29 protein-coding genes are annotated in these 26,276 nt (G+C 59.9%); 19 read left to right on the top strand and 10 right to left on the bottom strand.

The genetic code is table 11. From position 1 onward, the window contains the following. The first annotated feature begins 28 nt into the window (after positions 1-28). Positions 29-1,714, top strand: coding sequence for a 30S ribosomal protein S1 (gene rpsA, locus H3028_RS13315; protein WP_019339331.1), 1,686 nt, complete (start codon positions 29-31; stop codon positions 1,712-1,714). Between the two features lie 263 nt (positions 1,715-1,977). Here rpsA and H3028_RS13310 read toward each other — a convergent pair whose 3' ends face one another. Further along, on the bottom strand, positions 1,978-2,421 hold the full coding sequence (locus H3028_RS13310; RefSeq protein WP_181297457.1) for a MarR family winged helix-turn-helix transcriptional regulator: 444 nt from the start codon (positions 2,419-2,421) through the stop codon (positions 1,978-1,980). Positions 2,422-2,500: 79 nt separating this feature from the next. Between H3028_RS13310 and H3028_RS13305 the strand changes: the two genes are divergently transcribed. Continuing rightward, a complete protein-coding gene (locus H3028_RS13305; protein ID WP_181297456.1) occupies positions 2,501-3,667 on the top strand; it encodes a PLP-dependent aminotransferase family protein in 1,167 nt (388 codons plus the stop codon). Positions 3,668-3,705: 38 nt separating this feature from the next. Continuing rightward, entirely contained in the window at positions 3,706-4,311 is a 606-nt protein-coding gene (locus H3028_RS13300; RefSeq protein ID WP_181297455.1) for a glutathione S-transferase family protein, read from the top strand. A gap of 75 nt (positions 4,312-4,386) precedes the next feature. On the opposite strand, the gene folE is transcribed toward H3028_RS13300, so the two are convergent. The 4 genes from folE to H3028_RS13280 all read right to left on the bottom strand — a co-directional run bounded on the left by folE (position 4,387) and on the right by H3028_RS13280 (position 6,696). Continuing rightward, positions 4,387-4,932, bottom strand: a complete 546-nt coding sequence (gene folE, locus H3028_RS13295) for a GTP cyclohydrolase I FolE (RefSeq protein WP_181297454.1) — start codon at positions 4,930-4,932, stop codon at positions 4,387-4,389. Between the two features lie 114 nt (positions 4,933-5,046). Beyond that, positions 5,047-5,604, bottom strand: a complete 558-nt coding sequence (locus H3028_RS13290) for a Smr/MutS family protein (RefSeq protein ID WP_181297453.1) — start codon at positions 5,602-5,604, stop codon at positions 5,047-5,049. A 94-nt stretch (positions 5,605-5,698) separates the two neighbouring features. Further along, complete coding sequence (locus tag H3028_RS13285) at positions 5,699-6,016, bottom strand: hypothetical protein (protein ID WP_181297452.1); 318 nt, start codon at positions 6,014-6,016, stop codon at positions 5,699-5,701. A gap of 86 nt (positions 6,017-6,102) precedes the next feature. Then, positions 6,103-6,696 (bottom strand): cysteine hydrolase family protein, encoded by a 594-nt coding sequence (locus H3028_RS13280; protein ID WP_181297451.1) that lies wholly within the window; start codon positions 6,694-6,696, stop codon positions 6,103-6,105. A 189-nt stretch (positions 6,697-6,885) separates the two neighbouring features. Between H3028_RS13280 and prmB the strand changes: the two genes are divergently transcribed. Continuing rightward, positions 6,886-7,806 (top strand): 50S ribosomal protein L3 N(5)-glutamine methyltransferase, encoded by a 921-nt coding sequence (gene prmB, locus H3028_RS13275; protein WP_181297450.1) that lies wholly within the window; start codon positions 6,886-6,888, stop codon positions 7,804-7,806. Between the two features lie 18 nt (positions 7,807-7,824). Here prmB and H3028_RS13270 read toward each other — a convergent pair whose 3' ends face one another. Both H3028_RS13270 and H3028_RS13265 read right to left on the bottom strand, forming a co-directional pair. Then, on the bottom strand, positions 7,825-8,610 hold the full coding sequence (locus tag H3028_RS13270; protein ID WP_181297449.1) for a hypothetical protein: 786 nt from the start codon (positions 8,608-8,610) through the stop codon (positions 7,825-7,827). 67 nt (positions 8,611-8,677) lie between these two features. Continuing rightward, a complete protein-coding gene (locus H3028_RS13265) occupies positions 8,678-9,643 on the bottom strand; it encodes a S9 family peptidase (RefSeq protein WP_181297448.1) in 966 nt (321 codons plus the stop codon). A gap of 151 nt (positions 9,644-9,794) precedes the next feature. Between H3028_RS13265 and aroC the strand changes: the two genes are divergently transcribed. From aroC to H3028_RS13230, 7 genes are all read left to right on the top strand, one after another. After that, positions 9,795-10,886 (top strand): chorismate synthase, encoded by a 1,092-nt coding sequence (gene aroC / locus H3028_RS13260; protein ID WP_168423972.1) that lies wholly within the window; start codon positions 9,795-9,797, stop codon positions 10,884-10,886. Between the two features lie 75 nt (positions 10,887-10,961). Then, a complete protein-coding gene (locus H3028_RS13255; RefSeq protein ID WP_181297447.1) occupies positions 10,962-12,113 on the top strand; it encodes an MFS transporter in 1,152 nt (383 codons plus the stop codon). Next, on the top strand, positions 12,110-12,730 hold the full coding sequence (locus H3028_RS13250) for a methylthioribulose 1-phosphate dehydratase (protein WP_181297446.1): 621 nt from the start codon (positions 12,110-12,112) through the stop codon (positions 12,728-12,730). The genes H3028_RS13255 and H3028_RS13250 overlap by 4 nt, the downstream gene beginning before the upstream one ends. Positions 12,731-12,811: 81 nt before the next feature. Continuing rightward, positions 12,812-13,357: an acireductone dioxygenase gene (locus H3028_RS13245; RefSeq protein ID WP_181297445.1), complete on the top strand. Its 546-nt coding sequence runs from the start codon at positions 12,812-12,814 to the stop codon at positions 13,355-13,357. A gap of 2 nt (positions 13,358-13,359) precedes the next feature. After that, complete coding sequence (gene mtnC / locus H3028_RS13240) at positions 13,360-14,043, top strand: acireductone synthase (protein WP_181297444.1); 684 nt, start codon at positions 13,360-13,362, stop codon at positions 14,041-14,043. A gap of 73 nt (positions 14,044-14,116) precedes the next feature. Next, complete coding sequence (locus H3028_RS13235) at positions 14,117-14,326, top strand: PLD nuclease N-terminal domain-containing protein (protein WP_168423967.1); 210 nt, start codon at positions 14,117-14,119, stop codon at positions 14,324-14,326. Positions 14,327-14,329: 3 nt separating this feature from the next. Continuing rightward, positions 14,330-14,521: a PLDc N-terminal domain-containing protein gene (locus H3028_RS13230; RefSeq protein WP_181297443.1), complete on the top strand. Its 192-nt coding sequence runs from the start codon at positions 14,330-14,332 to the stop codon at positions 14,519-14,521. A gap of 13 nt (positions 14,522-14,534) precedes the next feature. Here the strand turns inward: H3028_RS13230 and H3028_RS13225 are convergent, their stop codons facing one another. Then, positions 14,535-15,530 carry a DNA-3-methyladenine glycosylase family protein gene (locus H3028_RS13225; protein ID WP_375154410.1) on the bottom strand — a complete coding sequence of 332 codons (996 nt, stop codon included), beginning with the start codon at positions 15,528-15,530 and terminating at the stop codon, positions 14,535-14,537. 133 nt (positions 15,531-15,663) lie between these two features. Between H3028_RS13225 and speE the strand changes: the two genes are divergently transcribed. Beyond that, positions 15,664-16,524: a polyamine aminopropyltransferase gene (gene speE / locus H3028_RS13220; RefSeq protein WP_181297442.1), complete on the top strand. Its 861-nt coding sequence runs from the start codon at positions 15,664-15,666 to the stop codon at positions 16,522-16,524. Positions 16,525-16,957: 433 nt separating this feature from the next. Beyond that, positions 16,958-17,299 (top strand): ribonuclease E inhibitor RraB, encoded by a 342-nt coding sequence (locus H3028_RS13215; RefSeq protein WP_168423964.1) that lies wholly within the window; start codon positions 16,958-16,960, stop codon positions 17,297-17,299. Between the two features lie 11 nt (positions 17,300-17,310). Here H3028_RS13215 and H3028_RS13210 read toward each other — a convergent pair whose 3' ends face one another. Continuing rightward, positions 17,311-18,267, bottom strand: a complete 957-nt coding sequence (locus tag H3028_RS13210; protein WP_181297441.1) for a LysR family transcriptional regulator — start codon at positions 18,265-18,267, stop codon at positions 17,311-17,313. Between the two features lie 106 nt (positions 18,268-18,373). Here H3028_RS13210 and H3028_RS13205 point away from each other — a divergent pair, with 106 nt between their 5' ends. After that, complete coding sequence (locus tag H3028_RS13205) at positions 18,374-19,129, top strand: sulfite exporter TauE/SafE family protein (RefSeq protein ID WP_181297440.1); 756 nt, start codon at positions 18,374-18,376, stop codon at positions 19,127-19,129. Between the two features lie 20 nt (positions 19,130-19,149). Here H3028_RS13205 and H3028_RS13200 read toward each other — a convergent pair whose 3' ends face one another. Continuing rightward, positions 19,150-20,538 (bottom strand): MATE family efflux transporter, encoded by a 1,389-nt coding sequence (locus H3028_RS13200; protein ID WP_181297439.1) that lies wholly within the window; start codon positions 20,536-20,538, stop codon positions 19,150-19,152. 121 nt (positions 20,539-20,659) lie between these two features. On the opposite strand from H3028_RS13200, the gene pdxB reads away from it, so the two are divergent. From pdxB to H3028_RS13175, 5 genes are all read left to right on the top strand, one after another. Continuing rightward, positions 20,660-21,805, top strand: a complete 1,146-nt coding sequence (pdxB, locus tag H3028_RS13195) for a 4-phosphoerythronate dehydrogenase PdxB (protein WP_181297438.1) — start codon at positions 20,660-20,662, stop codon at positions 21,803-21,805. 115 nt (positions 21,806-21,920) lie between these two features. Further along, positions 21,921-23,954 carry a DNA polymerase III subunit gamma/tau gene (dnaX, locus tag H3028_RS13190; protein ID WP_181297437.1) on the top strand — a complete coding sequence of 678 codons (2,034 nt, stop codon included), beginning with the start codon at positions 21,921-21,923 and terminating at the stop codon, positions 23,952-23,954. Between the two features lie 14 nt (positions 23,955-23,968). Beyond that, positions 23,969-24,295 carry a YbaB/EbfC family nucleoid-associated protein gene (locus H3028_RS13185; protein ID WP_019339308.1) on the top strand — a complete coding sequence of 109 codons (327 nt, stop codon included), beginning with the start codon at positions 23,969-23,971 and terminating at the stop codon, positions 24,293-24,295. A 97-nt stretch (positions 24,296-24,392) separates the two neighbouring features. Further along, positions 24,393-24,992 (top strand): recombination mediator RecR, encoded by a 600-nt coding sequence (gene recR, locus H3028_RS13180; protein ID WP_181297436.1) that lies wholly within the window; start codon positions 24,393-24,395, stop codon positions 24,990-24,992. A gap of 208 nt (positions 24,993-25,200) precedes the next feature. Continuing rightward, positions 25,201-26,190, top strand: a complete 990-nt coding sequence (locus H3028_RS13175; protein ID WP_181297435.1) for an ABC transporter substrate-binding protein — start codon at positions 25,201-25,203, stop codon at positions 26,188-26,190. Positions 26,191-26,276 lie beyond the last annotated feature (86 nt).

The following is a 26,276-nucleotide window of genomic DNA, read 5'->3' as shown; positions in this document are numbered from 1 at the left end:
CCTCGCCCGAAAAACAGCAGGAATACACATGAGCGAAAGCTTTGCAGAACTTTTTGAAGAAAGCCTAAAAACCCTCGACATGCAGCCGGGTGCGATCATCACCGGCATCGTGGTCGACATCGATGGTGACTGGGTCACTGTCCATGCCGGTCTGAAATCCGAGGGCGTCATCCCGGTCGAGCAGTTCTACAACGAGCAGGGCGAGCTGACCATCAGCGTGGGTGACGAAGTTCACGTTGCGCTGGACGCGGTTGAAGATGGCTTCGGTGAAACCAAGCTGTCCCGCGAAAAAGCCAAGCGTGCTGAGTGCTGGATTGTTCTGGAAGCGGCTTTCGCAGCTGAGGAAGTGGTCAAGGGCGTTATCAACGGTAAGGTTAAGGGCGGCTTCACGGTCGACGTTAACGGCATCCGTGCGTTCCTGCCAGGTTCCCTGGTTGATGTCCGTCCAGTGCGTGATACCACTCACCTGGAAGGCAAGGAACTCGAGTTCAAGGTCATCAAGCTGGACCAGAAGCGCAACAACGTTGTCGTTTCCCGTCGTAGCGTCCTGGAAGCCGAGAACAGCGCCGAGCGCGAAGCGCTGCTGGAATCGCTGCAGGAAGGCCAGCAAGTCAAGGGTATCGTCAAGAACCTCACCGACTACGGCGCATTCGTCGACCTGGGCGGTGTGGACGGCCTGTTGCACATCACCGACATGGCTTGGAAGCGTATCAAGCATCCGTCGGAGATCGTCAATGTGGGCGACGAGATCGACGTCAAGGTGCTGAAGTTCGACCGCGAGCGCAACCGCGTCTCCCTGGGTCTGAAGCAGCTGGGCGAAGACCCATGGGTTGCCATCAAGGCCCGTTACCCGGAAAACACTCGCGTAATGGCGCGTGTTACCAACCTCACCGACTACGGCTGCTTCGCCGAGCTGGAAGAGGGTGTCGAAGGCCTGGTACACGTTTCCGAAATGGACTGGACCAACAAGAACATTCACCCGTCGAAGGTCGTACAGGTCGGCGACGAAGTGGAAGTCATGGTTCTGGACATCGACGAAGAGCGTCGTCGTATCTCCCTGGGCATCAAGCAGTGCAAGTCGAACCCATGGGAAGACTTCTCTGGCCAGTTCAACAAGGGTGATCGCATCTCCGGCACCATCAAGTCGATCACCGATTTCGGTATCTTCATTGGTCTGGACGGCGGCATCGACGGCCTGGTTCACCTGTCCGACATCTCCTGGAACGAAGCCGGCGAAGAAGCTGTGCGTCGCTTCAAGAAGGGCGACGAGCTGGACACGGTCATTCTGTCGGTCGACCCGGAGCGTGAGCGTATCTCCCTGGGTATCAAGCAGCTGGAAGACGATCCGTTCTCCAACTACGCCGCTGTCAATGACAAGGGCAGCATCGTTCGTGGCACCGTGAAAGAAGTTGACGCCAAAGGCGCCATCATCGATCTGGGCAACGATATCGAAGCGACCCTGAAAGCGTCCGAAATCAGCCGTGACCGCGTTGAAGATGCGCGCAATGTGCTGAAGGAAGGCGAAGAAGTCGAAGCCAAAATCATTAGCATCGACCGCAAGAGCCGCGTTATCAGCCTGTCCATCAAGTCGAAAGACGTTGAGGATGAGAAGGACGCGATGAAGGAACTGCGTACCAAGCAGGACGTAGAACCAGCTGCCGGTCCGACCACCATCGGTGATCTGATCCGCGCGCAAATGGAAAACCAGAACTAAGTTCTGTAATCCATTGAAAAGGGCGACTTCGGTCGCCCTTTTTTGTATCCGGTATCCCGTCTGAATAAGTTTTAGACTTTCGCCTTGTTTATCAGGAGCGCGCTCATCGCAGAAGGTGCGCGGCGCAGTCAGCAAGACAATTTGCTATTCCGTCTTGTCCCTGAGCAAACGCCCGTCCTGCGTCGAGGATGCGTCTTTGGCTGAAAGTGGGACTCCGCTGGCTCGTATCTGTGCAGGCTTCGCTTGATGTGTTCCGAGCGCGGTTAATCTCGAGTGGCGCCGCCCGCCAACGCCTGGTTCACCTCTAGCCAACCGGCTACTGCTTCCTCTCCTGCTTGCTTGAACGCCCGTTCGAGTAGGCGTAGCTGCTCCCGTCTAAGTGCCTGCTCCAGCTTGGCGCCTTCGGGCGTGAAGCGCAGCATGCGCTTGCGCTTGTCGTCCTCCGCCGTTCGGCTTTCTACCAGATGCATCTCGATGAGCTGCCGCAGTGGTATGTTCAACGCTTGCTTGCTTACACCGAGGTAGCCGAGCAGTTCCTTTACGCTGAGGTCGGGATAGCTGGCGATAAAGAACAGAATGCGATGATGGACTCGAGATAGTCCACGGCGGGCAAGCATCTCGTCCGGCTTGGCTGTGAAAGCTTGATAGCCAAGGAAGAAGCTCTCCATGATCTGGCGCTGAATTGTGCTTTTTTTTAGGTCAGTCATATTGACGTATTCGCGGTCGTAGGCGTAATTTCAGTCAAGTAGTTTGACTCATTTTATTCCACTCTGCATCTGGTGCCCCATGGCCTTCTCCGAACGCGTCGACCGCCTGAAAAGCTCGCTGATCCGTGAAATTCTTGCCGCTGCGCAGCGCCCTGAGGTGATGTCGTTTGCCGGAGGCCTTCCCGCCGAATCGATGTTGCCGAAGGTCGAGTGGGCACAGATGCCGGCGAGCATGGGTCAGTACGGTATGAGCGAAGGGGAGCCTGCATTGCGCGAAGCCATCGCCGCTGAAGCGCGTGCGCTCGGCGTCGCCTGTTCGGCCAGCCAGGTGCTGATTGTCAGCGGCTCCCAGCAAACCCTGGATCTGGCGTCGAAGCTGTTCATTGATCGCGGCACCGAAGTGTTGCTTGAAGCGCCGACCTATCTGGCCGCGCTACAGGCATTTCAGTTGTTCGGTGCCGATTGTCTGGCGGTACCGCAGGAAGCCGATGGACCATCGCTGGTCGCGCTGCGTCAACGGCTGGAACAGCACAAGCCTGCCTTTGCCTACCTGATTCCGACGTTCCAGAACCCTTCAGCGGTTCGCTATAGCGAAGAAAAACGTGACGCGGTAGCGGCGCTCCTCGATGAGTTCAATGTGACCCTGATCGAAGATGAGCCCTATCGCGAGCTGGTTTTCGACGACGGTAGCGCCCGGCCCATCGTCAGTCGAATGCGTAAGGCAAGTTGGATATACACCGGTACGATCTCCAAGACGCTGCTGCCGGGCCTACGGGTCGGCTATTTGATCGCGACTCCGGATCTGTTTCCGTATCTGCTGCGGCTGAAGCAATCGGCCGACCTGCATACCAACCGCATTGGCCAGTGGCAGGCGCTGCAATGGCTGGGAAGTGAGCAGTACCTCTCGCACCTGAACGAGCTGCGCCGCTTCTATCGCCTGCGCCGCGATGCGATGCAGGCGGCGCTGGAGGAACATTTTAGCGACCTTGCCGATTGGCAACTTCCTCAGGGTGGGCTGTTCTTCTGGTTGCAGCTGAAGCGGCCTGTGGATACGCGCACCTTACTGAAACCGGCGCTGGCGCAGGATGTGGTGTTCATGCCTGGCGAGCCGTTTTTCATCGATCCCGAGCGTAATCCTGGATATCTACGGCTGAACTTCAGCCATGTTGCGCCGGAGCGCCTGCGGGAAGGCATACGGAGGCTAGCCAGCGTGGTGCGGGAGGCCGAGGTAGTCGAGGCGGCTTAAACAATATAAAGACGCTTGCGTTGCCCCAGGGGGAAGAAATGGCGTACAGGGTTTATGGCGATCATCGGTCCGGCAATTGCTACAAGGTGAAGCTGATGTTGCATTTGCTCGGTCGGGATTATGAATGGGTTCCGGTGGATATCCTCCGCGGTGAAAGCCGTGAAGAGTCCTTTCTGAAAAAGAACCCCAACGGCAAGATACCTGTGCTCGAGCTAGAGGACGGCGCCTGCCTGTGGGAGTCGAATGCGATCCTCAATTTCCTTGCGGAGGGGTCGGAATTTCTCCCTTCGGATCCACGTCTGCGCACTCAGGTTCTGCAATGGCAGTTTTTCGAGCAATACAGCCATGAGCCGTTTATTGCGGTGGCGCGGTTCATCAAGGTTTATCTGGGTCTGCCAGATGATCGTCTTGACGACTATGCCGCCAAGCAACTGGACGGCTACCACGCGCTGGATGTTATGGAGCAGCAACTGGTGCGCACACCGTATCTAGTGGGTGATGATTACTCGATCGCGGATGTCGCGTTGTATGCCTATACGCATGTGGCCGAGGAGGGTGGTTTCCGGTTGGACAGCTACCCGGCAGTTTGTGCATGGCTGCGGCGCGTCGCCAGTCATCCGCGGCATGTGGGTATGTTCGATTAGGAGGGAAGGCGTAACGCAGCGATAAGCTGTGGGGGTGGGCTGAGAGGACGTGGTACCGCCTTCCCAGCCTGTCCGCTACCTGACCAGGCCGAGAAACTCGCTGCGGGTGGCAGCGTTTTCGCGAAACTGTCCAAGCATGACCGAAGTGACCATCGCAGAGTTCTGCTTCTCGACGCCGCGCATCATCATGCACATATGCTGCGCTTCGATGACGACCGCCACGCCCCAGGCACCGGTAACCGTCTGAATCGCCTCGGCGATTTCTCGCGTGAGGTTCTCCTGAATCTGCAGGCGACGGGCGTACATCTCGACGATCCGCGCAACTTTCGAAAGCCCGAGTACCTTGCCGTTGGGCAGGTAGGCGACATGAGCCTTGCCGATGAACGGGAGCATGTGGTGCTCGCACAGGGAGTACAGCTCGATGTTCTTTACCAGCACCATTTCGCTGTTGTCGGAGCTGAACAGCGCACCGTTGGTGACTTCTTCCAGTGTCTGCTGGTAGCCCTTGCACAGGTACTGCATGGCTTTGGCGGCGCGCTTGGGCGTATCGAGCAGGCCCTCGCGGTTGACGTCCTCGCCCAGTTGGCCAAGGATCGCGGTGTAGTGTGTTTCCAGGGACATGTGACTACCTGTCAGGCTTGCGAAAAAGCGCGAATGCGAAGGTTAGGGGGTCGGCCGCTGTGCTGCAAGCATCACGCGGCATGAATGAGCAGATCGAGGCGCCTGACGCGAAGATTACTCGTCGCGGCCTTCGAGCATGGTGCGCTTGAGAATCACATAAACTGCCCCGGTCCCGCCATGTCTCGGCAGGCACGAGGTAAAGCCCAGTACCTGACTGTGCTGGCGCAGCCAGGTGTTGACGTGGCTCTTGATCAGGGGGCGCTTGCCATCGATTCGTGCGGCCTTGCCATGCGTGACCCGTACGCAGCGAATCTCGAATTTGCACGCTTCGGCGAGAAAATCCCAGAGCAACTCGCGAGCCTTCTCGACGCTCAGTCCATGCAGGTCCAAACTGCCCTCGAATGGGATCTGGCCGGCTTTCAGCTTGCGCATCTGGCTGTCCTGAACGCCGTCTCGCACCCAATGCAATTCATCTTCGGCCGCGACATCGATGACGAATTGGTCGGATAGCCCATCGATGCGGGTTTCGCCGTCACTGACGATGGCATTGGCTCGTCGCGTCGCTATCTGCGCCTTGTTGCTGCGTGGTTTGCCCGTGTCGGCGCGATCATGTTCGATCGGCTTGACGCCGCGAACCGCCGATTTGAACAGGGAAAAATCATCTTCTTGCATGGGGCCTCCGCATTTGCCGGCGATTTTACCCCAAAGCTTTTAGCTTTAGCCGTTCCATGAGCGGTGGCAGGAGAAGGCCGCCGCTGCCTTACGGTCAACGCTTCTTTTTCAGACTAGGGGACATGCTCAACCCGCCAGGTCCACGTATGCGGCGGAGTACGCGACGCCTGATGAGCATGCCGAGCAACAGCAGAATCAGGCCCGTTACCAGCAGCGTCACCGCAGCTTCGCGATCGAGTGCCATGCTGACAACGACTTCGTGATTGCTGAACAGCGACGCTGCGCCGGCGCCGGCCAGAAATACACCGAAGATGATCAGCAGCAGACCGAATACTGCACCGAGGCGTGACCCCCAGCTCCGCTGTTGGCGAGGACGGAGCCGGCGTGCATCGAATCCATCGGTTCGTTTCATTCGGTTACCTCATCAGAACAGGCGGAGACCGGGACCTGCCCGGTCAGGTTCATTCAGTGTCAGGTAACGCTTTACCACTCGAGGGCTTACGCCAGTGCTGCTGCATCGCTCACACAGACGGCGAAGTTGTCCGCAAGGATGGTCATTTCCATACGATGTACCTGGGTGGCATCGATGGTACCGTCTTCCATTGGTAGATCACGGGTGGCGCAGGCCTTGTCCACCAGCGTGCAGCGGTACCCGTAATCTTTCGCAGCGCGAACCGTGGTGCTCACGCTGGAGTGAGTCATGAAGCCACAGACGATTAGATCGAGGCGGCCATGCTGCTGTAATAACTCATGCAGTTTGGTGCCGGCGAATGCGTTGGGTAGCGTTTTGCCAATCACGGTTTCGTCAGGAAGCGGCGCCGCCTCCGGCATGATCTGCCCTCGTAGGCCCTGCGGATCGAACAACCCGCCTGGGATTCCCAGATGATGAACATGCACGACGGGCGCGCCAGCTGCGCGAGCGGCGGCGAGCACGCTGCTGATTTCCTTGAGCGCCGAGTTCAGGTTCGGCAGTGCGAGGGTTCCCGTCCGATATTCTTCCTGAACATCTATGACCACAAGGGTCGCATTAGCCAGAGTCGCCGGTGCATAGCTGCGGCCACTGAGCTGTAGCATGGTCTGTGGCTTGGACATGACTGACTCCTTGTTTTGAGAGGGGCATGATTGTGGCGCCAGATGACCAATATGTGAACTGCCCAAGGTAATGAATTCGCCATTTGAATTGTGGGTATTAGGCAATACGCCACCATATCGGGTGATATGCGCTGAGAAAGTCGAGCGGGCATCGGCTAAACTTTCGCGCTTTTGACAGGAGATGCCGCCGTGACTGCTTCGCCTTCCCGCTTGCGTACCTTGCGTGATCACATTCGCTGGGCCGTCAGTCGCTTCCAAGCCGAGCAATTGTTCTTCGGCCATGGTACGGATAATGCCTGGGACGAGGCGCGCCAGCTGGTGCTTGGCGCTCTGCATTTGCCATGGGAAATGGCCGACGGCTATCTCGATTGCCGTCTGGAAGATGATGAGCGAGAGCATCTCCAGGGCTTGCTACGCCGAAGAATCGAAGAGCGCGTGCCCGCCGCTTATCTGCTCGGGCAGTCCTGGTTCTGCGGGCTTCCATTTATCGTCGACGAGCGGGTGCTGATCCCGCGTTCGCCAATCGGCCAATTGATCGACCGTCGTTTCGAGCCGTGGTTGGCGGCCAATCCCGCGCGGATTCTCGACCTGTGTACCGGCTCAGGTTGTATCGGTATCGCCTGCGCCTACGAGTTCCTCGAGGCCGAGGTGGTGCTGGCTGATCTGTCTTTCGAGGCACTTGAAGTGGCCAACCGAAATATCGAGCTGCACGGTTTGGAAGATCGTATCTATACCGTGCAGAGCGATGGGTTCGATGGTCTACCCAAGCAACGTTTTGACCTGATCGTATCCAATCCGCCATACGTGGACGCGGAAGACTTCGCTGACATGCCCGACGAATACCATCATGAGCCGGCCTTGGGATTGGCCTGCGGCGATGATGGCTTGAATCTCGTGCGGCGCATGCTGGCCGAAGCGGCAGATCACCTGACCGAAACCGGCACTCTGATCATCGAAGTCGGTAACAGCCAGGTGCATGTAGAGGCGCTGTACCCCGAGGTGGACTTTACCTGGCTGGAATTCTCTGAGGGGGGGCACGGGGTGTTTCTGCTCTCCGCAAGCCAATGCCGTGAGCATCAGGCGCTGTTTCATGAGCGACTCAAGCGGTAATGAAATGCGCCGGCGGCATCAGCGCGTCGCGATCCAGATCAACAGCCCCGCTTGAAATAGCGCGAATGCGATGAGGCAGGCGATAGTGAACCTGAGCGTGCCGTCTTCGCGGCGAAACCGGTTCAGACGCTCCTGGATATCGCTGTTTCTGGTTTCCAGCTCCAGCAGGTTGCGATCGGCCTGCTCAAGCATCGCGGCGGCGTTCTGGAGGTCGATGATCTGTACTTTCTCAGTATTCCAGTCGGGTCGCAGCGAGCTGACACGAGGCGCGCCGTACGTTGCCTTGAGCTGCTGAGGCTCGGGATAGAGCACATCGAAGCCTTGGCTCAGCAGGCAATGATCACGTCGGATGCGCATGCCTTCGCCAGTTATATCCTTAGCCGGAAGCGCTCCTCCCTCTACCAGATAGTGCGCCCAACGCTTCTGCGCCCAGAGCGCCCCCTGCGCCAGCAGAAAGCGCCCGAGTCCACGGTTGGCCGGCTCCATATGCAGGCCGCTATCGGGGCCGAAGCGCACCTCTTTAGCGCGATGATCCGCCCAGACTTCCAGCACATTGTGCTTCTTCGACAAGACCTGACCCGGCAGCCGCACGAACAGCTTCAACAGGCTCTGCTGCGGCGTATGCCGTTCGACTTGAGCCAGCTCAACGAACCTCAGCGGCCTTGGACCGGTATCTCGGTCGGTCGGCAATGGCGCCAGGCGCAGCAACCGAAACCGATCCGGGGTTAGCGCTGCCCAGGGATGAGGTGGCGGTGTGTCGGGCGCAGGGGCCTCGCTGTTTAGTAATGGTGAGTTGTCGGTCATGTCGGCGTCCTGGGCCTGCCCGGTCGAGTCGTTGCGGCAGGCAAGGAGCGTATCGGCCGACGATCGGCTAACTGGAGGCTGGCGATATGCCGTGTTTGTGCAGGAATCGACTAATCCGTTCCGTCAGTGCGTGAGCGATAGGCAGCTCGGGCTGGTTGTAGGACGCGGTTTGCCTGGCGGGGCCCATCGGGACGATGCGCAGCACGTGATTCATCCCTTTAATGAGCGTCAACTCGGCGTCTTTTCGGGCTCGCTGCAGCGCTTCGGCATCCTCGCGTCCGACCTGAATGTCGTGCGTGCCCTGAATGATCAGCGCAGGCGCGGTCGTGTTGCCAAAGGCGCTCGCCGGATCCTGGCGGAACAGTGAGATCAGATAGGGCTGCACGCTGGGGCGAAACAGGACCTGCAGCGCGTCCGGCACTTGCTCGTGGATGCGCCCCGCCTTGAGTTCATCGATTAGGTAATGCGCGGTCGCCAGCAGTGACGGCGGCAGACGGCCCTGGAGCTGCTCACGCAGAAGCAGGTCGATGGGCCGACCGCTGCCTGCAATGCTGATCAATGCGGCGGGATGGACGGCCGCCGCAGCCAGGCTGGCAATTAATGCGCCTTCGCTGTGGCCGATCAGCACCACATCGGAGAAGCGTGAGTCCGCGTTCAACAGCCGTGCCCAGGCCACTGCATCAGTGACGTAGCTATCCACGCTCAGTTGGCTTTCGTCCGGCGCTGTTGCGCGGCTCTGGCCAACGCCGCGTTTGTCATAGCGCAGACTGGCTATGCCGCGCTTGGCAAGCGCTTGCGCCAGTCGCTTGAGGCTATCGTTGCGGCCCATGGGGTTGTTGCCATCGCGGTCGGTAGGGCCCGATCCCGCAATCAGCAGCGCAACCGGAACGGACTCACCGGTCTTCGGCAGCAGCAGGCTGCCATGCAAAGTGCCATCCGGCACCTGCACGGCCATTGTCTGAGTGAGCAGCGTTCGTGACTGTGCGTGCGGGACGAGCATGGCGAGGAGGGCAAGCAGCAAGAAGAAACGCATGAGCGGAATTCAGTCATCGATGAGCGGGTTGGACGCGAGGCGAACCGCTTGGTTCGCCGATGCAGTACGCGTCGCCACCAGAGACGGTGAAACCTGCAGCGGCTCGGGTATACTTCCGGCCCCTGTTTAGGTCGATCGCGGAGCGCCCTGCATGTCCGGCAACACATACGGCAAGCTGTTCACCGTCACCACCGCTGGTGAAAGCCATGGTCCAGCGCTGGTCGCCATCGTTGATGGTTGCCCGCCGGGGCTGGAGCTGACCGTTGCAGACCTGCAGCGAGACCTCGATCGGCGCAAGCCCGGTACAAGCCGGCACACCACCCAGCGTCAGGAAGCGGACGAGGTCGAGATTCTTTCAGGCGTGTTCGAGGGGCGCACCACCGGCTGTCCGATTGGTTTGTTGATTCGCAACACCGACCAGAAGTCCAAGGACTATTCGGCGATCAAGGACCAGTTTCGTCCTGCCCACGCCGACTACACCTATCACCACAAGTACGGTCTGCGTGACTACCGAGGCGGCGGCCGCAGCTCTGCACGCGAAACTGCCATGCGAGTCGCCGCCGGTGCCATCGCCAAGAAGTACCTGGCGTCGCTGGGGATTCAAGTGCGTGGCTACATGAGCCAGCTGGGACCGATCGAAATTCCGTTCAAAACCTGGGACAGCGTCGAGCAGAACGCCTTCTTCAGTCCTGACCCAGACAAGGTGCCGGAACTGGAAGCCTACATGGACCAGTTACGCCGTGATCAGAACTCAGTCGGCGCCAAGATTTCGGTGGTCGCCGAAGGCGTGCCACCCGGTCTTGGTGAGCCGATTTTCGATCGCCTGGATGCAGACCTGGCTCACGCCCTGATGAGTATCAATGCGGTCAAGGGCGTGGAGATCGGCGCCGGTTTCGCCAGTGTCGCTCAGCGCGGCACCGAGCATCGTGACGAGATGGCCCCAGACGGCTTCCTGTCGAACAATGCCGGTGGTGTGCTCGGCGGCATTTCCTCCGGCCAGCCGATCATCGCGCACCTGGCGCTCAAACCGACGTCCAGCATCACTACGCCGGGCCGCTCGATCGATGTCGACGGTAATTCGGTGGATGTCGTTACCAAGGGCCGGCACGACCCCTGCGTCGGCATCCGTGCCACGCCGATTGCCGAAGCGATGATGGCCATCGTGCTTCTGGACCATCTGCTGCGTCATCGGGGGCAGAATGCCGATGTGTTGGTGCGCACCCCGGTGCTAGGGCAACGATGAGCGTGAAGCTGGAAGCCTGAAGCCGGAGTTTCACTTTATGCGGCGGCTTCGCTTCCAGCTTCTGGCTTTCAGCTTATGACTGCTTCTCTTCCCTACTGGCGCCTGTCCGGTTTCTATTTCTTTTATTTTGCGCTGCTCGGTTCTGCCGCGCCGTTTCTTGGTCTGTACTTCGATCACCTCGGTTTTTCCGCCGAACGCATTGGCGAACTGGTCGCCATTCCGATGCTGATGCGCTGCCTGGCTCCGAACCTATGGGGCTGGCTCGGGGATGCTACCGGGCAGCGCCTGGTGATCGTGCGGCTTGGTGCGCTTTGTACGCTGCTTTCGTTCAGCCTGATTTTTTACAGCAAAAGCTATGCCTGGCTGGCGCTGGTGATGGCATTGCATGCGTTTTTCTGGCACGCGGTGCTGCCACAGTTTGAGGTAATTACCCTGGCGCATCTGCGTGAGCAGGCGTCACGCTACAGTCAGATCCGCCTGTGGGGCAGCATTGGTTTCATCGTTGCGGTGGTGGGGCTTGGTACGCTGTTCGAGCGTTTGAGCCTGGATATCTATCCCGTGGCGATGATGGTGGTCATGGCCGGTATCGTCATCAGCAGCGCATGGGTACCCAATGCGGTGCCGGAGCAGAGGCCGGAGCTGGATGGGCAGGGCGGCTTTCTCCGCCAGTTGTGCCGCCCCGGCGTGCTGGCATTCTTCGTCTGCGTCGGTCTGATGCAAGTTAGCCACGGTCCTTACTACACCTTCTTCACGATTCATCTCGAAGCGCTCGGCTATGGTCGGGGCATCATCGGCTTGCTTTGGGCGCTGGGCGTGGTCGCCGAGATCCTGCTTTTTCTGGTGATGGCTGCGCTGATGGCGCGCTTTTCGTTACGCCAGGTCCTGGTGGCGAGTTTCGTGCTGGCGGCGATACGCTGGCTGTTGCTGGGCACGCTGGCCAATCATCTGGGTGTGCTACTGATTGCGCAGTTGATGCATGCGGCCACGTTCGGCAGTTTTCATGCGGCGGCGATACATTTCGTCCAGCGCAGCTTCGGCCATCGGCAGCAGGGGCAGGGGCAGGCTCTGTACGCGACGCTCGCGGGTGTCGGCGGGGCGCTAGGTGCGCTTTACTCCGGCTACAGCTGGGCCAGCCTCGGTCCGCTATGGACCTTTGCCATTGCCAGTCTGGCGGCGTTGGCCGCAGCCGTTATCATTGCCATCCCCAAGCAGGAGAATCGGGCATGACCGCCACTCGCCAACACTTGTCCCAGGCTATTATCGACGCAGGTCGTTTTCTCTACGGCCGCGGTTGGTCGCCGGCCACCAGTAGCAACTACTCGGCGCGCCTGACCAGTTCCGAAGCGCTGCTGACCGTGTCGGGTAAGCACAAGGGGCAGCTGACAATGGATGATTTGTTGGCGGTCGACATGGCGGGACGCAGCCTGGAGGAAGGCAAGAAGCCGTCGGCCGAAACCCTGCTGCATACCCAACTTTATCGCTGGCAGCCCGAGATTGGTGCTGTGCTGCATACCCACTCCGTGAATGCCACCGTGCTTTCACGGGCCTGTCTTAGCGATTCGCTGGTGTTCGCTGACTACGAGCTACAAAAGGCGTTCGGTGGGATAGCGACACATGAATCGCAGGTGCTGGTGCCGATCTTCGACAATGACCAGGATATCGAGCGGCTCGCCTCAAACGTCCAACCCTGGCTGGACGCACATCCCGATTGCGTCGGCTATCTGATTCGCGGGCATGGCCTCTATACCTGGGGCGCCCAGATGAGTGATGCGCTACGCCAGATCGAGGCGTTCGAGTTCCTGTTCGAATGCGAACTAAAGATGCGCATGCTGCAGCAGGTATAGCCAGTTTTTTAACACACGCAATGCGTGTCCGAATAACCGAAGAGAGGCCCGGGCAGCCACCCCCGGCCGGAGACCATCACCATGAGCATCCTTAGCGTTTATCAGGACACTGCTCCCGAGCAGCCACTCAAGGTTCTCACTCATGTCGACGACATCGCCGCCACCTTGGCCGACGTCGGTGTGCATCTCGAGCGCTGGCAGGCGAGCGCACCCATCGCTGCGGGTGCCAGCTCCGAAGAGGTGATTGCCGCCTATCGTCCCCAGATCGACCGGCTGATGAATGAGCGTGGTTACGTCACCGTCGATGTGATCAGTCTCGCCAGCGACCACCCGCAGAAGGCCGAACTGCGCGCCAAGTTCCTGGAGGAGCATCGCCACGCTGAAGACGAGGTGCGCTTCTTCGTTGCCGGCCGCGGGTTGTTCACGCTGCACATCGAGGACAAGGTATACGCCGTATTGTGCGAGAAAAATGATCTGATTTCAGTTCCGGCGGGAACCAAGCACTGGTTCGATATGGGTGAAAATCCCCACTTCGTCGCCATTCGCCTGTTCAATAATTCCGAAGGTTGGGTCGCGCAGTTTACCGGCGAAGATATCGCCGGCCGCTTTCCACGCCTGGAGGATTGAAGATGCCGATCAAATCCATCCTTACCGACATCGAAGGCACCACCAGTGCGGTGAGCTTCGTCTTTGACGTGCTGTTTCCCTATGCCCGAAAGCATCTGCCTGCGTTCGTGCTCAATAGTGCGACAGAGCCGGCGGTGGCGGAACAGATCGAGGCGGTACGCCGCGAGAGTGGCGAGCCGGATGCGAGTATCGAGCGTGTTGTTGAGATACTGCTGGAGTGGATCGCTGCCGATCGAAAGGCTACGTCTCTCAAAGCACTGCAGGGCATGGTCTGGGCCGATGGGTATCGTGCTGGCCAGCTCAAGGGCCATGTCTATCCGGATGCGGTCGCCGCGCTGCGACGTTGGCATGAGAAGGGCTACGCCCTGTATGTCTATTCGTCGGGGTCGGTTCAAGCTCAAAAACTGATTTTCGGCTGCGCCGAGGCAGGCGATCTGACGCCGCTGTTCTCCGGCTATTTCGACACCGGCAGCGGCCACAAACGCGAAGTGGATTCGTACGTGCGAATCGCCGCTTCGATCGGCTCGCCGGTTAGTGAAATCCTGTTTCTTTCCGATGTGGTGGAAGAGTTGGACGCCGCGCGTCAGGCTGGCATGCAGACCTGCGGGCTGGCTCGCGAGGGCGGCTCGCTGGCAGGTCATGAGGTGGTTGACAGCTTCGATGCAATCAATCTCGCTCGTTACTGAGCGGATCGTCTACTGAACCCTCAAACCGCCCAGGCATCCTAATTACGAACCCACCGTAAATTGGAGCCTTGCCATGACCGATGCCTTCGGCGGTATTTTCGGCCTGCTTATCCTGGCGCTGGATATCTGGGCCATCGTCAGCGTGATCCGTAGTGATAGCACCACCGGGAAAAAAGCCCTCTGGGTGCTGTTGATCGTCATTCTGCCGGTCCTGGGGCTAATCATCTGGGGCATCATGGGCCCGCGCGGCAATCGTCCTGATGACCGGAACCTGAGGCCTTGACGCGTGGAGACCTGGAGTGCGCTGCTGGCCCTGATCGTGCTGGTGGCTGACGTAGTAGCCATCGTTCAGGTCTGGCGTACTCGCATCGAGGTGGGGCGCAAAGTCATCTGGAGTCTCGTCATCGTGCTGTTGCCGGTGGTGGGGTTGATCATGTGGTTCATCGCGGCCGGGCATTTTGCCAAGGTCAGGTTGTAGTAGAGAGGCTCTCTCAGCCTGGGCCTGGCGATTGACGATCCAACGCGGGCATTGGCGACGATTCTCCCGCTTTCGACTGTATTGGCTTGGTTATTGCGGCGGCTTCGCCATAGTTCTGCCAGATATGCACGGCGGCATAGGCTCGCCACGGTCGCCAGGCCTGCGAACGCGCCAGCAGCTCTCTAGCTGAAATGCCTCCGCTTCCCCACAACGGCGCTTTCAGCAGGCCGAGGTCGGCGGCCGGAAAGGCGTCTGCCTCGCCAAAGCCGCGCAAGGCGATGTACTCGGCGGTCCAGGGGCCGATTCCGGGCAGCTTGCAGAGCCGAGTGACCAGCTCATCGGCGCCGTTTTCTATATGAAGCTCAAGCGCGCCCTCAGCCACCGCAGCTGCCAGACGCTGCAACGTCTCGACGCGCTTGCCGGGCATGCCGATATTCTCCAACCGAGCGCCAGCTATGGCCTCTGGGCTGGGAAATAGTCGGTTCAGGCCACCAGCTTCGCCTGGTGGTGCGTAAGGCAGCTCCTTGCCAAGCCGCTCCACCAGACGCCGGGTGATGGTCACCGCAGCCTTAACGGTTACCTGCTGACCGACAATGGCTCGCACGGCTTGTTCGAACGGATCGAAGGCACTCGGCAAACGCAATCCGGGCGCGGCGCTGACCAGCGGCCCGAGCAAAGGATCGTCCGCGAAATGCTGGGTTATGGCTGCCGGATCGGTATCCAGATCGAACATCTTGCGGACCCGCAACGTCAGTAGGGCCGCGTGATCCTGTAGTGAATCGCAAAGCGTCAGCTCTAGACAGGCCTGTCCAGGCAACGGCCGAACGCCGATCCAGCCGGCTCGCTCGCCGATGCGCACGGTACGGCTGTAGCCCTCGGTGCCAAGCGACTCGACGCCAGGCAGCAAACGTAGTGAAAAGTGCTGGTGAAATTGCAACCAGCTCCAGGGGGCTGTGTAGCGAAGGCGAATTAGCGTCATGGGTCGACGATAGCCAGCATTGATAGGCATGTCTTCACCACAATGCGCTTTCAAAGCGGATGGTTCCACCTGTCATGAGACCAAAGTAGAATGCGCCCTTTGCCAACGGGCAACCCGCGCGGCCGCGGAGTGTCTGTCACGCCATCCATCAGGGAGACACCCCATGAGCGATTATCAGGAAACTCTCTACGAGGGATACGGCCAGCGCTTCAAGATCGACAAGATGCTGCATGAAGTGCGCACCGAGCATCAGCATCTGGTGATCTTTGAAAATGCCCGCATGGGGCGCGTCATGGCGCTCGACGGAGTCATCCAGACCACCGAGGCGGATGAGTTCATTTATCACGAGATGCTCACGCATGTGCCGATTCTGGCTCATGGTCTGGCGCGGCGTGTGCTGATCATCGGTGGCGGTGACGGTGGCATGCTTCGTGAGGTCGCCAAGCACCGGGACGTGGAAAGCATCACCATGGTCGAGATCGACGGCACCGTGGTGGAGATGTGCAAGGAGTTTCTGCCGGAGCATTCGAAGGGGGCATTCGATGATCCGCGGCTGAATCTGGTAATCGATGACGGCATGCGCTTCGTGGCGACCACCGAACAAAAATTCGACGTGATCATTTCCGATTCGACCGACCCAATCGGGCCGGGTGAAGTGCTGTTCTCGGAGAACTTCTATCAGGCGTGCCGCCGTTGCCTCAACGATGGCGGCATTCTGGTCACGCAGAACGGCACGCCGTTCATGCAGCTGGCCGAAGTGCAAACCACCGCCAAGCGTATGACCGGGTTGTTCCCTGATTGGCATTTCTATCAGGCTGCGGTGCCTACCTATATCGGCGGCGCCATGACCTTCGCCTGGGGCGCCTGCGATTCAGACAGCCGCAAGGTGTCGCTGGAAATTCTGTGCCAGCGTTTCGCCGGCAGTGGAATTGTCACCCGTTACTACAATCCACACGTCCATCTCGGTGCGTTCGCGCTGCCTCAGTACGTGCTCCAGGCCATCAGCAAGCCCAGTAACGACTAGGCCGCTCAGCGCCTTGCAGCCCTTGCTGCAGGGCGCCGACCCGCTCGCTGTAAATCGACAGGACGATTACATCGGCCGGTCGGTTGCGTCTGATACAGCTCCGCACCTTCTGTATCCACCGTCCCCATTGCGGCGGCGATGCATACGCCGTATGTTCGAAGGGCAACCTATGCTGTTGGTATGCGTGGCGCCGGTAGGGAAGGCTGAGTCATAAGACTCATCAGCGCTGCGGTCGGCGTGATCCCGGATCAACCGAACTACATGGCGTCGTCGAGGCCATATTGGTATGGCGCGCCGCTTTTACCGCACGCGGGGCTTCCGCGTCTCCAGGCAACCCACGGCTGGCACCGTCCGGTCGATATCCGCAACGAGGCTGAGTAAAAGCTTTTCCATTCCTGACATCGTTCATCCATGAGTGCGAGGAGGTTGTTTTATGAGTACCACCTTCCATGAGGATGTGAGCAGCAACGTACTAATGAGGATGAAAGAAGGCGGTTTCGATTTCGCCCGCGTGCATCCCATCGAGTTCTATGCCGTATTCCCTGATCGAGAGCGTGCGTGCGCCGCGGCGAGTAATTTTCGCGGTGAGTGCGTCAATGCGCAGATTGCTCCCCGTGATGACGGAGCCTGGGATCTCCAGGTCAGCAAGGTAATGTATGCCACCTTCGACGGTATTGGTGACTTCGAACAGGATCTGGAAGATCTGATCGAGCCGCTGGGTGGTGTGGTCGATGGCTGGGGGGTGACTCAGGAACTCTCCGGCTGCGCTGTTTGATCAACTCCCTTTCAACCAAAGCCGAGTCCGCTTTGCAGTGCCTGGTCCCACGGAGGGACCGGGCCGAAGCGGTTTCGCAGAAACTCCAGCAGCAGCCTGCTGCGGGAGTCCGCTTCGCGGGTCAGGCGCAAGGCGTAGATCCCGCTAGGCTCCGGTTTTGGTAGACCCTGTTCGCAGAACAACGGCAGCAGTTCTCCACGCAACAGGTGATCGCTGACCAGCCAGGTCGGTAGATGTGCAATTCCCAGACCCGCCAAGGTACCGCAAAGCAGCGCTTCGGCATTGTTCGCGATCATGCGCAGACGCCTTGGGCGCAGCAGTTGTTGTTTGCCTTCGTGCTCGAATCGCCATGCATGCGGCGGTGCCAGGGCGTCCCAGTCCAACCCGTCGTGTTCCTGTAGATCGGCGACTGTCTGCGGAACGCCTCGCTGCTGCAGATAACTCGGGCTGGCGCAGACGATGCGCATCATCGGCGCCAGCGGTGTGGCAACCAGGCGCGTATCCACCAGCGGGCCAATGCGTAGCACCAAGTCGACTTCGCCGAGGTGCTCTCCGTGCAGGTCGACGAAGCTATCGATCAGGCGCAGCTGGATATCAACCCCCGGATAGGCCTGCAGGAATTCTGCAAGCGCGGGCGCCAGATGTCGGCGTCCGAACGGCGCCGGCGCATCGATGCGAATACGGCCTTCCGGTGTGTTGTGCAGAGACGTCATCTCGGCCCGTGCCAGATGCAGCTCGTGAACGATGCGACTGGCGCGCTCGGCGAAGGCCTGGCCGGCGGTGGTCGGTTTGATCGAATGGGTGCTACGGCTGACCAGCCGACAATCGAGTGAACGTTCCAATGAATCGATGCGCCGCGCAACGGAGGACGGCGTAAGGCCATGCAGGCGGGCCGCGGCCGAGAAGCTGCCGGCGGCGAGTACATCGAGAAACAGCCTGAGCTGATCGGTGAGGGCATTAGCATCCATGGGTTTCACTTCGCCTTTGCAAAATTCGCAAAGCCATTGTGCATGCTTATGCATATGCCCGCCAGGAAGCCCTGAGTAGCATGACGGTTTTGCTCAGGAAGCGAACATGGACCTCCTCGGATTCGGGCTGAATGTTGTGCTGGGTTTGGCATTGGGAACGCTCGGTGGCCTGTTCGGCATCGGCGGCGGGCTGATTGCGATTCCAGTGCTGGGTGTGCTGTTCAATCTTGACCAGCAGGTTGCGCAGGGCACGGCACTAGTGATGGTTGTGCCCAATGTGTTGCTTGCCATCTGGCGCTACCACCAGCGCAACCGCATCGACCCACGTCATGCCGCGGCGTTGGGCATCGCCAGTTTCTGTTTTGCCATTGTCGGCGCCGCGGTTGCGGTGTCGCTGGATGCCGGGCGAATGCGGATCGCTTTTGTCGGTTTTCTCGTCGCCTTGGCTATCTATACGCTATCGCGGGTCTTCTTCCGTCCTCAGCCCGGCGGGACCGAGCTGCGCCACGCCTGGCCGTGGCTGGGAGTGCTGGGCGCCGGTGCCGGAGCGCTGGGTGGGCTTTTCGGTGTCGGCGGCGCAGTACTCGCTACGCCGGTGCTTACCGCCATATTCGGTACCTCGCAAGTGGTGGCGCAGGGGCTTTCCTTATCACTGGCGGCACCCAGCACTGCTGTCACGTTGTTCACCTATGCCACCCATGGGCAGGTGGACTGGTCGTTGGGGTTACCACTTGCCATCGGTGGCCTGCTCAGCATCAGTCTTGGCGTTAAGCTGGCCCATGCACTGCCGGAGCGCCTGCTTCGCCTCCTGTTCAGCGGCTTCCTGCTGATGAGTGCGGTCATGCTGGCGCTCGAGGTTTGATGTGCCGAACCGGCCCGGCGCTACGCTGTGACCTGGCTCGGCTGTCGGCGAATCTCACGCCGGGCGCTGCGCACCAGGCGGATGGTCAGCAATATCGCTGCGCAGCTCAATCCGGCGATCAGACCCTGCCAGAGCCCGGCCGGGCCACTCGCCTCCCCGAATCTATCGGTGAGACCGAGCAGGTAGCCCACCGGAAGGCCGATCCCCCAGTAGGCGAACAGGGTGAAAATCATCGTCATGCGCGTGTCCTGGTAGCCGCGTAGTGCGCCTGCCGCGGTGACCTGTACCACGTCGGAGAACTGGAATAGCGCTGCATAGAAGAACAGGCCGGCCGCGACCGCGATTACCGCCGGGTCTGTAGTGTAGATGCGGGCGATCTGCTCGCTGAATAGCAGCATGGAGCCTGCCGAGAAGCAGGCATAAACCAGGCTCGAGACGATCCCCACCCCCGCAGCGAAGCGCGCATCCCGCGGCGCGCCGCGTCCCAGCGCCTGGCCGATGCGGATGGTGATAGCCATACCCAGCGACAGCGGAATCATGAAAATCAGCGAGGTGAAGTTGAGCGCGATCTGGTGTCCGGCCACAACGGTGGCTCCCAGACCGCCGATCAACAATGCAATGACCGAGAAGATGCTGGCCTCGGCGAACACTGCGACGCCGATCGGTACGCCAACCGACAGCAGGCGGCTCAGGACCGACCAATCTGGCCAATCGAAACGGGCGAACAGCCGGCTTGGTTGGTAATACTTGGCCCGCCGTACCCAGAACAGCATTGCCAGCAACATGAAGCCCATGACCAGCGCGGTCGACCAGCCGCAGCCGACGCCGCCCATGGCCGGCAGGCCCAGCTTGCCGTAGATGAATATGTAGTTCAGCGGGATGTTCAGCGTCAGCGCGAGGATACCCACCACCATGCTTGGTCGGGTATGGCCGAGCCCGTCGCTGAAACAGCGCAGCACCTGATACAGAGCCACCGCGGGAAATCCGCAGGCGACCGCCCGCAGATAGGCCATGGTGGGATCGATCAGAATCGGCTCCACCTGCATGAGATGCAGCACCGGCTCGGCGTTCCACATCAGGAAGGCGAACAGCGACCCGATGCCGAAGCCCATCCACAATGCTTGCCGTACCAGCGGACCAATCTCTTCGTGCTGGTCACTGCCGAAACGCTGAGCGACATTGGGGGTCGTCGCCAGGATGACCCCAGTCACCAGTAGAAACACCGGAACCCAGATGGAATTACCGAGGGCGACCGCGGCAAGGTCCCGCGGGCTGACACGTCCGGCCATCAATGTATCGACGAAGCCCATGGCGGTGTTCGCCAGCTGGGCAACCATCATTGGCAGGGCGAGGGCGAAGAGGGTGCGCAGTTCAACGCGAACCCGTCTGAGTTTCAACTCAGTGGGCATTGCAGGCTTTCCGGATTGTATACATAAGCGGCCTAGTCTACGCCGCGAGAGAGACTCTCGGGAAGGCAGCAGAGCGGCGCGACGCGGTCTAGAATGGGCATACTAATGACGGAGCCCGCCAATGCGCATCCTTGCCGACGAAAACATCCCACTGGTCGACGCCTTTTTTGCTGAACATGGCGACATTCGCCGTATGCCCGGCCGGAGTATCAATAAAGCGGCGCTTGAACAGTCTGAGGTGCTTTTGGTTCGCTCTGTCACCCGAGTCGATCGCGAACTGCTTGACGGGAGCGCGGTACGCTTCGTCGGCACCTGCACCATAGGCACGGATCACCTCGACCTCGACTATTTTGAAGAAGCGGGTATCGAGTGGGCGAGTGCCCCGGGCTGCAATGCCCGTGGCGTTGTCGACTACGTACTCGGCAGCCTGCTGGCGCTGGCCGAGGGAGAGGGCGTCGGTCTGAAAGACCGCCGCTATGGGGTGGTGGGCGCGGGGGAAGTGGGTGGCAGATTGGTGGAAGTGCTGCGTGGCCTGGGTTGGGATGTGCGTGTCTGCGATCCACCGCGCCAAGCGCGCGAAGTAGGCGAATTCGTCGATCTGGACGAAATCCTCGCGGAGTGCGACGTCATCAGCCTGCATACGCCGTTGACCTTGGATGGCGAACATCCCACATTCCATTTGCTGGATAGGGTTCGCCTGGAACAGCTGCATCCGGGCGCTTGGTTGATCAATGCGGCCCGTGGTGCGGTCGTCGATAACGCAGCCCTGCGTGAAGAGTTGGCCCGGCGACCTGACATCCAGGCAGTACTCGACGTCTGGGAGGGCGAGCCACAGGTGGACGTAGCGCTGGCTGAACTGTGCTGGATCGCAACGCCGCACATCGCTGGCTACAGCCTGGATGGCAAGTTGCGTGGAACCGCTCAGATCTATCACGCGTTCTGCGCCAGCAAAGGGTTGGAGCCGACCGTCGAGCTGGCCACCCTGATGCCGGTTGCACCGCTGTGCGGGCTCTCTTTCGATGCCTCAGCCAAGCCCGCGGATATGCTGGCGACCATCTGCCGAGCTGTTTATGACCCCCGTAGAGACGATGCCGCGTTCCGTCGCACCCTGAGTGAAAGCGAGAACCAGCGTCGTATCGATTTCGATCGGTTGCGTAAACAGTACCCGCCGCGTCGGGAAATCGACGGGCTGCAAATCGACATCAGTTCCGAGCAGCCTCAGCTGGTACAGCTCGTACAGGCCCTGGGTGCGACCTTGAAGCGCTGATCTCGTGGCGAGTCCGATTGTGAGATGCATTCGGGTTGCGAACGACAGGTCGGATGCAATTTGCGGCCTGCTCCGCTAGCATTACCCGTCCTCTGCTTTATCCCGCGATGGTGTTATGAGTTATCAGGTACTAGCCCGTAAATGGCGTCCGCGCTCGTTCCGCGAAATGGTCGGGCAGACGCATGTGCTCAAGGCCCTGATCAATGCACTGGATAGCCAGCGCCTGCACCATGCCTACCTGTTCACAGGAACGCGCGGGGTCGGCAAGACCACCATCGCGCGGATCATCGCCAAGTGCCTGAACTGCGAGACTGGCATCAGCTCTACGCCCTGCGGCGAGTGCTCGGTCTGCCGCGAGATTGACGAGGGCCGTTTCGTCGATCTGATCGAGGTCGACGCCGCGAGCCGTACCAAGGTCGAGGATACCCGCGAGCTGTTGGACAACGTGCAGTACGCGCCCAGCCGCGGCCGTTACAAGGTTTACCTGATCGACGAAGTTCACATGCTCTCGTCGCACTCGTTCAATGCGCTGCTCAAGACCCTTGAGGAGCCGCCACCACACGTCAAATTCCTGCTGGCCACGACGGACCCGCAGAAACTACCAGTGACTATCCTTTCGCGCTGCCTGCAATTCTCGTTGAAGAACATGCCGCCCGAACGCGTGGTCGAACACCTGACCCACGTGCTTGGCGTCGAACAGGTGCCCTTCGAGGAGGATGCGCTCTGGCTGCTCGGCCGCGCCGCCGATGGCTCGATGCGCGATGCCATGAGCCTGACCGACCAGGCGATTGCCTTTGGTGAGGGTAAGGTGCTCGCTGCCGATGTTCGCAGCATGCTCGGTACCCTCGATCACGGGCAGGTTTATGGGGTGCTGCAGGCGTTGCTGGAAGGCGATGCGCGGGCGCTGCTTGAAGCGGTTCGCCACCTCGCCGAACAGGGCCCCGATTGGGGGGGTGTGCTGGCGGAAATGCTTAATGTTTTGCATCGTGTCGCAGTTGCTCAGGCATTGCCGGATGCAGTGGACAACGGGCAGGGCGATCGCGACCGGGTGTTGGCGCTGGCGCAGGCATTACCAGCCGAAGACGTACAGTTCTACTACCAGATGGGCCTGATTGGGCGGCGCGATCTGCCACTGGCACCCGATCCGCGTAGTGGCTTTGAAATGGTTCTGCTGCGCATGCTTGCGTTTCGACCTGCCGACAGTGAAGACGCACCGCGAACATCACTAAAGAGCTTGGGAATCAGTCCGGCCACGACTGATTCCAGAACAGCGGACGTGGCCGGCACAGCAACATCGGCTGCGCCGGTTGCAGTAGCGGTGATGCCGGCGCAGTCCGCTGTCATTACCTCTCCATCCATGCAACAAGCGGAACCGGCTCCCGCTCCGGCAGATGTCATTCCCGCGCCGACACCGGTGCCCGCAATGAATGCCGTGCCGGTTGATGCTTTGCCCGAGCCTGCAAAGCCGGAACCCGCTCCGCCAGTCGTCGACGTGCCTTGGAACGAGCCGCCGGACACGGCGCCAATCGCGGTAGAGAGCGAGACATTGGAGCAGCGGGCCGCGCCGGTTGCTAAGCCTGAACATATTGCTACAGTCGTCGAGGTGATCGAGCCGGACGATGATGAGCCCCCCTTGACCGACGAGGATTACTTCGAGGTCGAAACCCAGGCCGAAGCCTATCTTGATGGGCTGGATGATTTGACGCCGGAACCGCAGACCGCTGAGCCCGCTCCGGCGATCGAGCCCGCGACGGGTCTGGCCGCCGAATGGCTCGATATTTATCTCAAGCTTGGCTTGGGCGGCCTGACCGGCAGCATCGCGGCCAATTGCACATTGATTTCCGTAGACGGCGATCGCTGGCTTATGCACCTGGACCCGGCGCAAAGTGCGCTGTTCAATGCGACTCAGCATCGGCGCTTGAACGACGCACTGAATCAGTACCACGGGCGCACATTGCAGCTGGATATCGAGCTGCAGACTCCACAACAGGAGACACCTGCCCAGGCGGCTGCGCGCCGCCGCGGTGAACGTCAACGGGCGGCAGAACAGTCGATCCAGGCCGACCCTGTGGTGCAGCAACTGATGCAACAGTTCGCCGCCGTCATTCGCGACGGTACCATCGAACCCGTAGAACACTCCGAACCCTGATCGAGGTAGATCCCATGATGAAAGGTGGCATGGCCGGCCTGATGAAGCAGGCACAGCAGATGCAGGAAAAAATGCAGAAGATGCAGGAAGAACTGGCCAACGCAGAGGTAACCGGCCAGTCCGGCGCCGGCTTGGTGAGTGTCGTGATGAACGGTCGGCACGACGTCAAGCGCGTCAGCCTGGACGACAGCCTGATGCAGGAAGACAAGGAAATCCTCGAAGATTTGATCGCCGCTGCGGTGAACGACGCCGTGCGCAAGATCGAACAGAACAGCAAAGAGAAAATGTCCGGCATGACCGATGGCATGCAGTTGCCGCCGGGTTTCAAAATGCCGTTCTGAAGGCACCATGAGCTGCGAGTAACAAGCTAGGGCTTGCTGAAGCGGCGAGATTGGTCGCGGCCTGGCAGCTTCAATTTTCAGCTTCGCCGAGATTTCCATGTCCTTCAGTCCACTGATTCGCCAACTCATCGATGCGCTGCGCATTCTCCCCGGTGTGGGGCAGAAGACCGCTCAGCGCATGGCGTTGCAGATGCTTGAGCGTGACCGCAGCGGCGGGCTGCGATTGGCTCATGCGCTTACGCGAGCCATGGAGGAGGTGGGTTATTGTCGTCAGTGCCGTACGTTGAGCGAGGATGAGCTCTGTCCGCAATGTGCCGACCCGCGGCGGGACGATTCACTGCTGTGTATCGTACAGAGCCCGGTGGATGTATTCGCTGTTGAGCAGACAGGCTTCCGCGGCCGCTACTTCGTTCTCAAGGGTCATCTGTCTCCGCTCGATGGCCTGGGCCCCGAAGCCATCGGGATTCCCGAACTGCTCGTACGGGTGGCTGACGGCAATTTCAGCGAGGCGATATTGGCAACCAACCCCACCGTCGAAGGTGAGGCGACCGCCCACTACATCGCCCAGTTACTGATTCCGAAGGGCCTGACGCTTAGCCGTATTGCCCATGGCGTGCCGCTGGGCGGCGAACTTGATCTGGTGGATGGCGGCACGCTCGCCCATGCATTGGCCGGACGAAAAACCATTACGCTCTGAGCTGTGGAGCAGCTCTGGCGGTGCCGTGGCCGTAGCACATGACAGCCGCAAACTTATAACCACATGTTTGTGGCTTATGGCGGCTAGGTGGTGCCGATTAGTAAAAACTTCGTGTAAAGTTCTAAGCCAGAAACGACTTATAACAGAAGGTAATTATTTGCTTTCTTTTGGTTATAACCTGGTAGTGACGACGAACTCGAGGTCGATAATGAAGGCAAAACTCTGGCTGGTCCCCGCCCTGTTGTTGCTAAGTACTTTTGCTCAAGCACAGGAAACATTCAAAGTCGGTTACATCCGTGTCATGGATGACGCCCAGGCGATGGTGGCCTACGAGGGTGAGTTCTACAAAAAACACGGCCTGGACGTCGAGCTGGTTGAATTCAGCTCCGGTACCGATCTGATCAAGGCCATCATCGGCGGCCAGCTGGACACGGGTGTCCTCGGGTTCACCAATGCTGTGGCCTGGGCCTCCAAGGGCGCTGACCTCAAGGTCGTCGGCGGCGCCCAACAGGGTTATCACTCCATCGTGGCTCGCGAAGGAACCGGCATCGAGAAGATTGCCGACCTGAAAGGCAAAATACTCGCCTCTCAGAAAGAGGGCAGCACGGCTGATGCGGTACTGCGGGGCGTCACGTTGAAGGCCGCCGGCTTGTCACCCAGCGAAGTGAACATCATGGGTACCAGCCCGGCGGTTGCGGTGCAGTCCCTCGTCTCGGGTCGCGCCGATGCGGCGTTTCTCTTCGAGCCCTATGACCGGATAGCCCAACTGGTGGCGCCGGTAGAACAGATATACGAAATTGGCGAGGTCTGGCCATTCCCTTGCATGGTGGTGATTACCTCCGGCGAAACCCTGGACAAGCGAAAGGAAGAGGTCTGGAAATCGTTGGACGCCCAGCGCGAGGCAATTGAGCTGCTGGAAAACCAGCCGGGCGAAGCAGCCAAGCTTATCGCTGATTACTTCATTGCCGAGCCGACACTGAAGACGCTTCATCGCGGCGAGCTATCTCGCGAAGTCGTCATCGAAGAAGCCATCGCCACCCAGACCTTCTCTGCCAAGCTTGGCGACGATGATCTGGCACGTATCCAGGAGCTGGCGGATATCCTTCAGGAACTCGGCTCGCTCAAGACACGCGATGGCAAGCCGTTCAATACAAGTGCGATTCTCGATCTTTCCTGGCAGCAGGCGCGCGAACTCTAACGCTACGGCAGATCGTTCCCACACTGCCCGGCCCTAGCGCCGGGCAGTGTCATTCAGCCTGCCGATCGGGCAGATTCTTGAGGTCT

Origin of the sequence: Pseudomonas sp. Q2-TVG4-2 (assembly GCF_013620795.1) — a bacterium.
Classification (GTDB): domain Bacteria; phylum Pseudomonadota; class Gammaproteobacteria; order Pseudomonadales; family Pseudomonadaceae; genus Stutzerimonas.
Note: the sequence above shows the minus strand (reverse complement) of the source record. Positions and strands in the feature narration are given on the sequence as shown.

What these genes read in the sequence shown, in the direction of transcription:
- rpsA (WP_019339331.1), top strand. Translation starts at nt 29, where the DNA reads ATGAGCGAAAGCTTTGCAGAACTTTTTGAAGAAAGCCTAAAAACCCTC.
- H3028_RS13310 (WP_181297457.1), bottom strand. Translation starts at nt 2,421, where the DNA reads ATGACTGACCTAAAAAAAAGCACAATTCAGCGCCAGATCATGGAGAGC.
- H3028_RS13305 (WP_181297456.1), top strand. Translation starts at nt 2,501, where the DNA reads ATGGCCTTCTCCGAACGCGTCGACCGCCTGAAAAGCTCGCTGATCCGT.
- H3028_RS13300 (WP_181297455.1), top strand. Translation starts at nt 3,706, where the DNA reads ATGGCGTACAGGGTTTATGGCGATCATCGGTCCGGCAATTGCTACAAG.
- folE (WP_181297454.1), bottom strand. Translation starts at nt 4,932, where the DNA reads ATGTCCCTGGAAACACACTACACCGCGATCCTTGGCCAACTGGGCGAG.
- H3028_RS13290 (WP_181297453.1), bottom strand. Translation starts at nt 5,604, where the DNA reads ATGCAAGAAGATGATTTTTCCCTGTTCAAATCGGCGGTTCGCGGCGTC.
- H3028_RS13285 (WP_181297452.1), bottom strand. Translation starts at nt 6,016, where the DNA reads ATGAAACGAACCGATGGATTCGATGCACGCCGGCTCCGTCCTCGCCAA.
- H3028_RS13280 (WP_181297451.1), bottom strand. Translation starts at nt 6,696, where the DNA reads ATGTCCAAGCCACAGACCATGCTACAGCTCAGTGGCCGCAGCTATGCA.
- H3028_RS13270 (WP_181297449.1), bottom strand. Translation starts at nt 8,610, where the DNA reads ATGACCGACAACTCACCATTACTAAACAGCGAGGCCCCTGCGCCCGAC.
- H3028_RS13265 (WP_181297448.1), bottom strand. Translation starts at nt 9,643, where the DNA reads ATGCGTTTCTTCTTGCTGCTTGCCCTCCTCGCCATGCTCGTCCCGCAC.
- aroC (WP_168423972.1), top strand. Translation starts at nt 9,795, where the DNA reads ATGTCCGGCAACACATACGGCAAGCTGTTCACCGTCACCACCGCTGGT.
- H3028_RS13255 (WP_181297447.1), top strand. Translation starts at nt 10,962, where the DNA reads ATGACTGCTTCTCTTCCCTACTGGCGCCTGTCCGGTTTCTATTTCTTT.
- H3028_RS13250 (WP_181297446.1), top strand. Translation starts at nt 12,110, where the DNA reads ATGACCGCCACTCGCCAACACTTGTCCCAGGCTATTATCGACGCAGGT.
- H3028_RS13245 (WP_181297445.1), top strand. Translation starts at nt 12,812, where the DNA reads ATGAGCATCCTTAGCGTTTATCAGGACACTGCTCCCGAGCAGCCACTC.
- mtnC (WP_181297444.1), top strand. Translation starts at nt 13,360, where the DNA reads ATGCCGATCAAATCCATCCTTACCGACATCGAAGGCACCACCAGTGCG.
- H3028_RS13235 (WP_168423967.1), top strand. Translation starts at nt 14,117, where the DNA reads ATGACCGATGCCTTCGGCGGTATTTTCGGCCTGCTTATCCTGGCGCTG.
- H3028_RS13225 (WP_375154410.1), bottom strand. Translation starts at nt 15,530, where the DNA reads ATGCCTATCAATGCTGGCTATCGTCGACCCATGACGCTAATTCGCCTT.
- speE (WP_181297442.1), top strand. Translation starts at nt 15,664, where the DNA reads ATGAGCGATTATCAGGAAACTCTCTACGAGGGATACGGCCAGCGCTTC.
- H3028_RS13215 (WP_168423964.1), top strand. Translation starts at nt 16,958, where the DNA reads ATGAGTACCACCTTCCATGAGGATGTGAGCAGCAACGTACTAATGAGG.
- H3028_RS13210 (WP_181297441.1), bottom strand. Translation starts at nt 18,267, where the DNA reads ATGGATGCTAATGCCCTCACCGATCAGCTCAGGCTGTTTCTCGATGTA.
- H3028_RS13205 (WP_181297440.1), top strand. Translation starts at nt 18,374, where the DNA reads ATGGACCTCCTCGGATTCGGGCTGAATGTTGTGCTGGGTTTGGCATTG.
- H3028_RS13200 (WP_181297439.1), bottom strand. Translation starts at nt 20,538, where the DNA reads ATGCCCACTGAGTTGAAACTCAGACGGGTTCGCGTTGAACTGCGCACC.
- pdxB (WP_181297438.1), top strand. Translation starts at nt 20,660, where the DNA reads ATGCGCATCCTTGCCGACGAAAACATCCCACTGGTCGACGCCTTTTTT.
- dnaX (WP_181297437.1), top strand. Translation starts at nt 21,921, where the DNA reads ATGAGTTATCAGGTACTAGCCCGTAAATGGCGTCCGCGCTCGTTCCGC.
- H3028_RS13185 (WP_019339308.1), top strand. Translation starts at nt 23,969, where the DNA reads ATGATGAAAGGTGGCATGGCCGGCCTGATGAAGCAGGCACAGCAGATG.
- recR (WP_181297436.1), top strand. Translation starts at nt 24,393, where the DNA reads ATGTCCTTCAGTCCACTGATTCGCCAACTCATCGATGCGCTGCGCATT.
- H3028_RS13175 (WP_181297435.1), top strand. Translation starts at nt 25,201, where the DNA reads ATGAAGGCAAAACTCTGGCTGGTCCCCGCCCTGTTGTTGCTAAGTACT.